Origin of the sequence: Blautia sp. HCP3S3_D9 (assembly GCF_052063845.1) — a bacterium.
Lineage (GTDB): Bacteria > Bacillota > Clostridia > Lachnospirales > Lachnospiraceae > Blautia_A.
In genome coordinates this window covers 1-9835 of the sequence record NZ_JBQHWS010000128.1, presented here as the reverse complement: position 1 = coordinate 9835, position 9835 = coordinate 1, and the positions used below count along the sequence as shown (strand labels likewise).

Annotated in this window: 13 protein-coding genes; 7 read left to right on the top strand and 6 right to left on the bottom strand. The window is 35.4% G+C overall.

What is annotated here, in order from left to right:
• Nucleotides 1–251: 251 nt before the first annotated feature.
• From ACTNES_RS17215 to ACTNES_RS17185, 7 genes are all read left to right on the top strand, one after another.
• Nucleotides 252–326, top strand: coding sequence for a hypothetical protein (locus ACTNES_RS17215; protein WP_441040201.1), 75 nt, complete (start codon nucleotides 252–254; stop codon nucleotides 324–326).
• A 61-nt stretch (nucleotides 327–387) separates the two neighbouring features.
• A complete protein-coding gene (locus ACTNES_RS17210) occupies nucleotides 388–1845 on the top strand; it encodes an AI-2E family transporter (RefSeq protein ID WP_291806823.1) in 1458 nt (485 codons plus the stop codon).
• Nucleotides 1842–2288, top strand: a complete 447-nt coding sequence (dtd, locus tag ACTNES_RS17205; protein ID WP_291806826.1) for a D-aminoacyl-tRNA deacylase — start codon at nucleotides 1842–1844, stop codon at nucleotides 2286–2288. Before ACTNES_RS17210 ends, dtd begins: the two co-directional genes overlap by 4 nt.
• A gap of 42 nt (nucleotides 2289–2330) precedes the next feature.
• Entirely contained in the window at nucleotides 2331–3881 is a 1551-nt protein-coding gene (locus ACTNES_RS17200) for a peptidoglycan DD-metalloendopeptidase family protein (protein WP_441040200.1), read from the top strand.
• Nucleotides 3882–4092: 211 nt separating this feature from the next.
• Nucleotides 4093–4512 (top strand): acyl-CoA thioesterase, encoded by a 420-nt coding sequence (locus ACTNES_RS17195; RefSeq protein ID WP_291806832.1) that lies wholly within the window; start codon nucleotides 4093–4095, stop codon nucleotides 4510–4512.
• A gap of 3 nt (nucleotides 4513–4515) precedes the next feature.
• Complete coding sequence (locus ACTNES_RS17190) at nucleotides 4516–4896, top strand: molecular chaperone Hsp90 (protein WP_441040199.1); 381 nt, start codon at nucleotides 4516–4518, stop codon at nucleotides 4894–4896.
• A 719-nt stretch (nucleotides 4897–5615) separates the two neighbouring features.
• Complete coding sequence (locus tag ACTNES_RS17185; RefSeq protein ID WP_291817048.1) at nucleotides 5616–6695, top strand: tyrosine-type recombinase/integrase; 1080 nt, start codon at nucleotides 5616–5618, stop codon at nucleotides 6693–6695.
• Nucleotides 6696–6946: 251 nt separating this feature from the next.
• Here ACTNES_RS17185 and ACTNES_RS17180 read toward each other — a convergent pair whose 3' ends face one another.
• The 6 genes from ACTNES_RS17180 to ACTNES_RS17155 all read right to left on the bottom strand — a co-directional run bounded on the left by ACTNES_RS17180 (nucleotide 6947) and on the right by ACTNES_RS17155 (nucleotide 9399).
• Nucleotides 6947–7225 carry a DUF6070 family protein gene (locus ACTNES_RS17180; RefSeq protein WP_441040198.1) on the bottom strand — a complete coding sequence of 93 codons (279 nt, stop codon included), beginning with the start codon at nucleotides 7223–7225 and terminating at the stop codon, nucleotides 6947–6949.
• Nucleotides 7226–7227: 2 nt separating this feature from the next.
• Entirely contained in the window at nucleotides 7228–7548 is a 321-nt protein-coding gene (locus ACTNES_RS17175; RefSeq protein WP_441040197.1) for an NTF2-like N-terminal transpeptidase domain-containing protein, read from the bottom strand.
• Between the two features lie 121 nt (nucleotides 7549–7669).
• A complete protein-coding gene (locus ACTNES_RS17170; protein ID WP_441040196.1) occupies nucleotides 7670–7927 on the bottom strand; it encodes a hypothetical protein in 258 nt (85 codons plus the stop codon).
• 282 nt (nucleotides 7928–8209) lie between these two features.
• Complete coding sequence (locus ACTNES_RS17165) at nucleotides 8210–8629, bottom strand: twitching motility protein PilT (RefSeq protein ID WP_441040195.1); 420 nt, start codon at nucleotides 8627–8629, stop codon at nucleotides 8210–8212.
• Nucleotides 8630–8935: 306 nt separating this feature from the next.
• Complete coding sequence (locus tag ACTNES_RS17160; RefSeq protein WP_441040194.1) at nucleotides 8936–9109, bottom strand: tyrosine-type recombinase/integrase; 174 nt, start codon at nucleotides 9107–9109, stop codon at nucleotides 8936–8938.
• A complete protein-coding gene (locus ACTNES_RS17155; RefSeq protein ID WP_441040193.1) occupies nucleotides 9100–9399 on the bottom strand; it encodes a hypothetical protein in 300 nt (99 codons plus the stop codon). The genes ACTNES_RS17160 and ACTNES_RS17155 overlap by 10 nt, the downstream gene beginning before the upstream one ends.
• Nucleotides 9400–9835 lie beyond the last annotated feature (436 nt).

Sequence of the window (9835 nt, the reverse complement as noted above, 5' to 3'; positions counted from 1 at the left end):
TACCAGAGCAATCATCCAGGCAATTGAAATTTTCGATTCTACAAAGAATAAATAGGCTTAAGAAGCTTCAAAAAAAGTTCTATAAAAGGACAGGTATTTTACTTCACCGATAAATGTCAAACGGTCAATAAAGTCCCTGTCCTTTCTAGTATTTTCTCTTTTGTCCGAATCAGTTAACAATAACAACATTATGTCTTCTATATTTTCATTTTATAAACACTAACCAACATTTTCTTATGGTTCACTAGAGCGTGCAGATCGCGGGAATGATTTTTCAAACACGCTCTAGTAATAACATTTTTCTAATATATATTAAAATTTTATGAAATTTAAAGACAGCGCTTAAAAAAAATGTTATAATCGTACCATATTTAAAAGGAGGATATTATGAAATTTCGTTGGGACAACCGATATTTACACTGGGGTGTAACTGCTTTTCTGGTGATTGCCGCCAGTATGCTGTTTTATTACGGCATTTTTCATATGAAGACCCTGATCGTAGGTATTAAAACTTTTCTGGGAATTATGGCTCCTATTATTTATGGTGTAATCCTTGCTTATATTCTCAGTCCACTGGTCAATCTTTTTGAGCAGAAATTAATCTACCCACAATTAAAAAAACGGAATATTCAGTTACAGAAGAAAGGAAGACGGGCCATTCGATGGACATGTGTTCTTTTTTCTATGTTTTTATTCTGGGTCATCATTTATGCATTGATCATGATGGTGCTTCCGCAGTTAATCCGAAGTATCATGAGCATTATTTACAGCTTTCCGTATTATGTGAAAGTTATCGAGAAATGGCTAAATTCATTTGTTGAACATGGATGGAATATGAATTCTGACATGATCGATATGATCAATCAGTATTCAACCAAAGCTCAGGACTATCTTACTACCAATATCCTGCCGCAGATGCAGGATATGCTTAAAAATGTCTCTGCCGGCATTTTTGACATTCTGATTTTTATGAAGAATTTCCTGATCGGTGCGATTGTTGCTTTATATGTGTTGGCAGACAAAGAGAAATTTGTTGCTAAGAGCAAAATGTTGGTATACGCCATATTTCCTCATAAATGGGCCAATCTGCTGATTCATTCCATGCGTTTTACTCATAAAACCTTTGGCGGTTTTATTTATGGTAAACTGGTGGACTCAGCTATTATCGGAGTTTTATGCTATTTCGGTATGCTGCTTTTACACATGCCTTTTCCGATTCTTGTCAGTGTGATCATCGGCGTAACCAATGTCATTCCGTTCTTCGGACCTTATATCGGGGCTATTCCATGTATCTTATTAATCCTGGTGGTAGATCCTATCAAAGGTCTGTATTTTGCAATTTTTATCCTGCTTCTCCAGCAGTTTGACGGAAATATCCTTGGTCCGAAGATTCTCGGTGAAACAACAGGTCTTTCCAGTTTTATGGTCATTGTTGCCATCTTAATTGGTGGAGGATTGTTCGGTATTCCTGGAATGATCGCAGGTGTTCCTGTATTTGCTGTTCTTTATGCAATGGTGTGCCGACTGATCAGTCACTCACTGAGTAATCGAAAAATGCCTGTAGAAGAAGAGGACTATGTAAATATTGACTGTCTGGATGCCAAAACCGGCGAAGCTCTCCCTCTCCAGAAAGAAGAACGTAAAATTTCGCCGGAAAGACTTGCAAAGAACAGAAATAATTTCTTTATGAAAATATGGAATCCTGTTTCCAGATTTGTTTTTATTATCTGGAAATATATTTTACAGTTCCTTCATTTCATAGGAAAATATTTAGAAAAAGCATGGACTGTTTTAAAAAATAAATACCATCAATTCAAATCAAAACAGGAGAAAAACAACAAATGAAATTACTGATTCAGCGTGTAAATCATGCACAGGTAGCTGTAGACGATAAAATATGTGGAAAGATTGGAAGGGGTCTACTGGTTTTTATCGGCGTAGGACATGACGATACCAGAGCAATTGCTGATAAATATCTGAAAAAACTTCTTGGTCTTAGAATCTTCGAAGATGCTAATGGAAAGACAAATCTTTCTCTGGCTGATATAAATGGAGAATTACTTATGGTTTCCCAGTTTACTTTATATGCTGACTGTAAACATGGAAATCGCCCGGGCTTTACAAACGCAGGAGCTCCTGATATGGCAAATGAATTATATGAATATATGCTTTCTGAATCCGCAAAGAGAGTACCTGTCGTACAACATGGAATCTTTGGTGCGGACATGAAAGTTTCACTGGAAAATGACGGACCTTTTACCATTATTCTTGATGAATCAATTTTATGATTCCAGTCCGGATTTCCGGATCAGGTATCTTGGGAGAATGCTATGAAGAAAAAGTTAAATTTGCCAGTTTGTCTGTTTATCCTGGCACTTATCTTGTGTATTGGATCTGTACATTATTCCGCAGCGTCTGTTCAAGCTGCAACTGTCGCAAAAAAGCAGATTGGCTTTGTAAAGAAAAACGGAAACTGGTATTATTATGACAAAAATGGAAAAAAAGCTACCGGATGGTATCAGAGCGCTTCCGGAAATAAATATTATTTCGGAAAAACAGGTGCTGCAAAAGCGGGAATCCTCACGATCAGCGGAAAGAAATACTGTTTTAATTCAAAGGGGAAAATGCTTACTACCTGGCAGACTATAAATGGAAAAACATATTTTTTCGATGAGAAAAAAGGATATATGTATACTGGATGGATCACTACCCCTGCCGGAAATAAATATTATTTCTGGAATGATGGCGTAATCCGTTCCGGTTTTCATAAAGTAAATGGTGTATATTATTGTTTCAGTACCAAAGGTAAAATGTACAGAAACTGTTTCCGAAAAAACGACAGTTCCACTTACTACCTTCAGGCAAACGGTACTATGGCAAAAGGCAGGCTGAAAATCAAAAATAACTGGTATTCATTTAACAGAAATACTGGCCAGCTTGTCAGAAGCGGATGGTATAAAGAAACAGATGGTTCTTATTATTACGCTGCCTCTAACGGAAAACTGGTCAACGGTTTCTATAAACCTGATTCCTATTACCGCTATTTCCGTAAATCAGACTGTAAACTGATGACAGGATGGAAAACAATTAACGGATATAAATATTATTTCAAGAAGACAAATGGTATCCGTTATGATAACGTAATCATGAAAACTTCTTCTGGAAAGAGATATTATTTTGAATCAGACGGAAAACTTGCCTGCAGTAAATGGTTTACCAAAAACAGCGCACATTATTACGCCGGTTCTAATGGAGTTCTTGCTTCCGGATGGCTTACCGTAAATGGAAAGAAGTATTATATGAATCCTTCTACATGCCAGCGCGAAACAGGATGGATTTCCGTAGATGGAGAGAAGTATTATCTTAATTCCTCCACAGGTGTTCTGGCAACTAATCAATGGATTGACGATGATAATTATGTTGGAGACAATGGTGCGCTTATCCCTGGTTATCAGAATGGTGTTTCCTTCCGATGGCCTTTGAATTCAAGTTATTCTTACATCAGCAGCTATTTTGGATATCGTCAGTCTCCAGGAGGTATCGGATCTACCAATCATAAAGGAATCGACATCCCTGCGCCAACAGGTACTCCTATTTATGCAGCTGCCTCTGGAACAATCGTCGCTATGTTATCACCTTCTGCTTCAGGCGGTGCAGGATATTATACAAAAATCAATCATAATAACAAAGGACTCGTAACCGAATATATGCATCAATCTAAATTTAATCCGAAGCTCAGCGTTGGAGATAAAGTATCAAAAGGTGATATCATCGGATATGTAGGAAGTACCGGAAACAGTACCGGACCACATCTCCATTTTGGTGTTATGGTAAATGGTGTAAATCAGAATCCCTTAGACTATGTTAAAAAGCCTTCATAGGTCACTTAACGTAATGATATGTAAGCAATACTCAAGCAGCTTCACCTGTCAGAGAATATTTATTTAATCAAATAAACTGCGGTGCAGTTATTGGGTTATGAGCAAGTAGCGAATTGGATTTCAAATATGCGTTTGACTCCGGTTATGAACAGGATGATTTTCTCCGCTTGACTAAAATAAGACTAAATAATAAGAAATAAAAGGTAAATTTATGGAATCACTACAGACATATACATACTACAGAAAAGCACAATATCATGAAACAGATCAGATGGGGATCATCCATCATTCCAACTATGTAAAATGGATGGAAGAGGCTAGAATCGGCTATATGAATCAAATGGGATTCAGCTATAAGAGAGTAGAAGAGATGGGAATTATTTCTCCTGTTGTAGAAATCTCTGTTGCTTACAAGAAACAGGTTTCTTTTGATGATGAAATCCAGATTAGTGTCAGCATTAAGAAATATAATGGAATTTCTCTTGAATTTAATTATCAATTTTTCAATATAACCAAAAACGAAATCTGTACAACTGCTTATTCCAGACATTGCTTTCTCAAAAATGGGAAACTGATTTCTGTTAAGAAAGAAGTTCCTGAACTGGATCTTATTATCAACAATTGTAAGTAATGCATGACAAATGACAAAAAATCCCCGTTAAGTAGACTTTTCTATTTATTTTGTCTATCTAACAAAGAACTGATCAGTGCACCTTCTTGTTATCAGGGTTTAAAGGATCTGGCCCAGAAATGGCTTGATTCCCAGAACACCCCAGAAGAAGCAAAGGTAACACAGGAATATCTCACTGAATTGGAAGCTGATGTTTTATCCATTGATTCCCTGATTGCCTTCGCATGCTCAGAAAAAGGAGAGCAGGTTTTCGGCGCAGATCAGGCAAAACACATGGTTTCACAGGCACAGGCCGCTAAAGAAAATGGCGCCAAATACTGTATTTGCCCGGCATGCACAGCTGGTGGAGTTATCTTAGATAAAAAAGAGGATATTTTGAAATAAAATATCATTGTATTATATATTATAAAGAATAAAACCGGCATATGAACAGCACAAATAACCAAAATCCATTACATAACTCAGAACTAGAACGAGCTCTAAAGAAACGTGCCAAAGAATATCTGGAACGCAAAGCTGTGTAAAAAGCCAGAAATGAATATATCTATGAGAAATACCTAAAACGCCAAAACAAGCCAAAGCACGGTTTAATTAAACTACGAAAAAAATATATAAAGCTAGGTATTTATTTCATTGTTATGACTCTAATTATTATTCTGTATGCATATTTGCAGAATTAAGGTATAGGACTTACAGTTCTATATCAGATATTGTATTTATGATAAGTAATAGAGAGGCCTCAAGCCTCTCTATTTTATTTAATTTATAATTTGAGTTATATTATTTATTGAAATAATTACTTACAGAAACGGTCAGATTCATTTTTCTGTAAATAGTAGTGATTTGGAGTTGTCGTCATCTATACGACAAACGCGAGTTTTTCATATAGATCTTGCTTAAAAGCCACTTTCGTGGTATATCATGTCGTAACTGTCCAGACATAATCTTCAACATTTTATTTATGACATTTTTCTTTTTACCTGTATAGTCATAATTATTCACATCCAAATAGTCAAACTGCATATTTCTCACTTGGCACTTTTTCTATTTTTATGTTAATATAGAGTTATAATAAAACTTTCAATAGCATAAGGAGTTTTTCAATGGAAAATTTCACTGATTATAATGATAACAAAAAAGTCACTTACCATGAGCAAACAGATATTCTGAATATCCTGAAGCTTCGTGCTGTTTTAAAAACACTTCCTGATTTCTGTAAGGATTATTTTCGTGCTATGGATCCGCTTACTACCACCAAAACGCGAATTTCCTATGCATATGATATCCGCATCTTTTTCCAGTTTTTGCTGGATGAAAATCCTGCTTTTAAAGATTGTTCCATGAAGGATTTCACTGTAGATGTTCTGGACCAGCTTAAGGCTGTTGATATTGAAGAATATCAGGAATATCTGAAAGTCTACAAAAATGGGGACAAAACTGAAACAAATGGGGAACGTGGATTAAAAAGAAAAATCTCTGCATTGAGAAGTTTCTATGCATATTATTATAAACATGAATTTATTAAGACTAATCCAACTGTTCTTATTGACGTTCCAAAAACCCACGAAAAAAGCATCATTCGTCTGGATGCCGATGAAGTCGCCATGCTTCTGGATTATATAGAGCACTGTGGCGATGAACTTACCGGTCAGAAACGTGTTTATTATGAGAAGACCAAGGAACGTGATCTGGCGATCGTTACTCTCCTGCTTGGCACGGGAATCCGTGTATCTGAATGTGTAGGACTGGATATCGAGGATGTAGATTTTAAAAATAATGGAATTAAAGTCACCCGAAAAGGCGGCAACGAAATGGTTGTATATTTTGGATCTGAAGTAGAAAGAGCTTTAAAAAAATATATTGAGGTCCGTGAAAATATCGTTCCTGTAGCCGGACATGAGCATGCTCTCTTCTATTCTACCCAGAGAAAAAGAATCGGAATTCAGGCTGTTGAAAATCTGGTTAAAAAATATTCCCGTGCTATCACGACCACCAAGAAAATCACCCCTCATAAACTCCGCAGCACCTATGGTACTGCTCTGTACCAGGAAACCGGCGATATTTACCTTGTAGCTGATGTATTAGGCCATAGAGATGTAAATACCACTAAGAAACATTACGCAGCCATGGACGATGCCAGACGCCGTAAAGCAGCTACTGCAGTACATTTACGTGAAGATTGATTCTGTATAAACAGCTTTCGCATTCTATGATAAGAGCAATTCACGTCTGATGACTGCTGCCTAGGATTTCTTTATCTGTAAACCTGCTGATGGCGTAAATGCGTAAATAGATTATTTCATCTATATCAAAATTGAAATCCCGCATAAAACAAGAGTAAAAAGTTTACCTCATCTCAGAAACTTTTTACTCTTAATTTCATATATCTTTTACTATCTATCTTCTGGATATTCTACCCCAAATAACAGATCTGTTATTTTATTCTGTATTGATATTCAGGCACCTCACTGCCTATGTTACCTACAACTTTATTTCCCATATATTTAAACTTTCCACTATACCCTGAATTTTCATCCTCATCAAGTTTAAGTGTCAGTTCACTGGTAATAACCGCATCACTGCATGTAACTAAATCACATACCGCATTTACAGTCAGTATAATAGTTCCGTCCCAATTCTCTTTTATAGATTGATCCGGAACATATTTCAGGTCTGAAGTTCTGCTTTCTACTGTACTATTCATAAACAACATAGCTACAATACAGCTTCCCCATTCCATTTTTTCTTTACCTTAGTATTCTGTACAGAAATATCAGAGACTTCGATTCCCTCATATATTCGGGAATTTCTTTCAGTAAAATCTTCCTCTGTAGAAATATTGCTTTTTTCATGATCAAGCATAGCATACATCTGAGAATATTCCTGTTTTTCAACATGATCCATATATTCCACCAACAGCTTTCCTGGATCATCCACATAGATTTCTCTTACAGCAAATAATCCTCCAATGCATATCACACCGACCAAAACTATTTTTAGTGCTGCTCTGACATGCCTTAATTTTCTGTTTTTCATATAGATATGTTTTACCTTTCGTATTCTTTTCTTCAAAAACAAAACAGACGGATTTTAGTCCGCCTGTTGTAATCATAAACTATATCTGTTATTTTCCTGTAAAAGTGATTTTCGAATATCTTTATTCATCAAAATCCGTCTCAAATACACCTTCCGAAGTACGCATTGTCAGTACACCAAGATTAAACTCTTCATCCATAACCGTAATGTGATATTCAAAGATAACATCATCCTCGAATTTAGAAAGTAAAACATAGGATCCGTTCTCTTTTCCTTCAATCTGATCGCATATATCTCCGTAAACCGCTTCACCGGAAATAGCTCTTGGGTATCCGGCATCTTTAATTTTCTTTTCAATTGCTCTGTACAGTTCTTCCATGTTAATCTCCTTTTATTTCGCTCACTATTTTAGTCATAAAGATAAATTATCCGCTTTGCTATTTGCTCATAGTCAAATAGCAATTTTGCAGTTTCATTAATTTATTGCTTCTAAATCTTTCTTTCATATATGCTATTTCTTCATGATAACAGGTACAGTCACAAAATGCAACTAAAAAGGATATCCGCTGATTACAAAATATACTGGCAGATATCCTTTTATTTACGTTATGTAGTTTTTAGTATCAAGTATTATTAAAGGCTTATTTTCCTGTTTATTTAATTATAATGCCACTGCAATCTTATCGTGGAACGCTTCAGGAACTTCTTCTTTGTCTAAAGATACACTGATTACAAAAGTAACGTTAAACTGTTTACCAATCTCATCTAACTGTGACAGAGTACCTGTAATATCTTTATCTTCCAGTTTTGCTACTTTAAGGAAGCTGTCAAGATATACCTGTTCAAGATCATGATCCTGAGAAAGGATACCACAGATAAATCCAACAAATTCATCTGCATTCTTAATCGGGAATCCGGATACATCAATGAGACGTACTTTGTTATTGAGTTCATACATATGTTTTGTGCTCTTGTCTAAGTAGACAATGCTTCCATTTGCCTCTTTAACTGCACCATTTACTTTATCTAACAGTACTTTTGTTTTGCCTTTGCCTTTCTTTCCTACAATCAGTTCAACCATGCTGTTTTCCTCCTTAGACACATATAATATTAATTTTGACTAAAAACTTCAATTAATATGTTATATATTATAGTGCATATTATTCAAAAACACAAGTGGTATTTACGCTTTTTTGTGAATTTTTATTGAATTTTTACAATTTGTGTATTTTTACTGGATTTTTGGAGATATTTAATGCTATGTTATGATTCTATTGGACTTCGTAGTTCTATGTGTTTTCTTATATATTGGTATACATTTGGTGTAAAATTGGTGTAGTAAAGCCGTTTTCAAGCTATTTTAGATTGAATTTGGTGTAGTGAATTATTACAAAAGGATTTCATTCATTAAACGTTCGTCTGTAACGTGATTATACAGTTCCATTGTCATTTTCATAGAAGCATGACCCATAATATCCTGTAATGTTCTTGGATCAATTCCGGCTTCTACCATTCTTGTACAACCTGTATGTCTCAGGATATGTGGATGTGTCAAGTACATGAATCCTTCTCCATCAATAGACTGTCCACTGTAAGGTACCTCCCGCAGCATCTTATCCACGACTTCCCCAGCTCGTTCTTAATCTCAACTTTTTTTGCCTTGCTACTTCTGTAAAAATTATTCATCGCATACGCAACTTCTTTTGTAATCTTGATCATTTCTCCATCAATATTTGCGTAATACTTTCCTTCATAAAAATATGGATGTTCAATATACATATCCGTTCCTCCTGAATTTGAAATCTCGTTGCTCGTTTCAAATCCAGAAGGCGGACCTCTGTTTAGGATCATGCCTGCTCCGCCTTTATCCTGCCGGGATACGCCCGCAGTTATTGGCTGAGAAATTCAGGCACGAAAAAAAGCCCCAGTAGTTTTTTCTTAACTACTGAGGCTTTCGTCTCTTTATTGTATTCAGTTATCTATGCCTTCTTTCATCAGCATAATCATTGTATCAGGATAAAGTTCACAAAGTATCCGCAATACGTTTCCATAAGTTCATGTCATTATTAGAATCGTACATATTTCAGTGTAAAAAGTTCACTATTCAAATTCTGATTATTTATAGTTAATATGTTCTATCAAAATGACTATTTTCTGTTTCATTATTTAATTTAACAACTATAAATGAGCAAATTTGAAAAATTGCACAAAACTACACTGCGAATTTCATAAATGAATCAAAATCATTGCTTTCCTTTGCGCATTGAAAAAGATAACGATACTTTTC

Coding starts and splice junctions, on each gene's coding strand:
- ACTNES_RS17195 (WP_291806832.1), top strand. CDS start 4,093: ATGGAATCACTACAGACATATACATACTACAGAAAAGCACAATATCAT.
- ACTNES_RS17200 (WP_441040200.1), top strand. CDS start 2,331: ATGAAGAAAAAGTTAAATTTGCCAGTTTGTCTGTTTATCCTGGCACTT.
- ACTNES_RS17170 (WP_441040196.1), bottom strand. CDS start 7,927: ATGGAAGAACTGTACAGAGCAATTGAAAAGAAAATTAAAGATGCCGGA.
- ACTNES_RS17160 (WP_441040194.1), bottom strand. CDS start 9,109: ATGTACTTGACACATCCACATATCCTGAGACATACAGGTTGTACAAGA.
- ACTNES_RS17175 (WP_441040197.1), bottom strand. CDS start 7,548: ATGAAAAACAGAAAATTAAGGCATGTCAGAGCAGCACTAAAAATAGTT.
- ACTNES_RS17165 (WP_441040195.1), bottom strand. CDS start 8,629: ATGGTTGAACTGATTGTAGGAAAGAAAGGCAAAGGCAAAACAAAAGTA.
- ACTNES_RS17155 (WP_441040193.1), bottom strand. CDS start 9,399: ATGATCCTAAACAGAGGTCCGCCTTCTGGATTTGAAACGAGCAACGAG.
- ACTNES_RS17185 (WP_291817048.1), top strand. CDS start 5,616: ATGGAAAATTTCACTGATTATAATGATAACAAAAAAGTCACTTACCAT.
- dtd (WP_291806826.1), top strand. CDS start 1,842: ATGAAATTACTGATTCAGCGTGTAAATCATGCACAGGTAGCTGTAGAC.
- ACTNES_RS17210 (WP_291806823.1), top strand. CDS start 388: ATGAAATTTCGTTGGGACAACCGATATTTACACTGGGGTGTAACTGCT.
- ACTNES_RS17190 (WP_441040199.1), top strand. CDS start 4,516: ATGACAAATGACAAAAAATCCCCGTTAAGTAGACTTTTCTATTTATTT.
- ACTNES_RS17180 (WP_441040198.1), bottom strand. CDS start 7,225: ATGTTGTTTATGAATAGTACAGTAGAAAGCAGAACTTCAGACCTGAAA.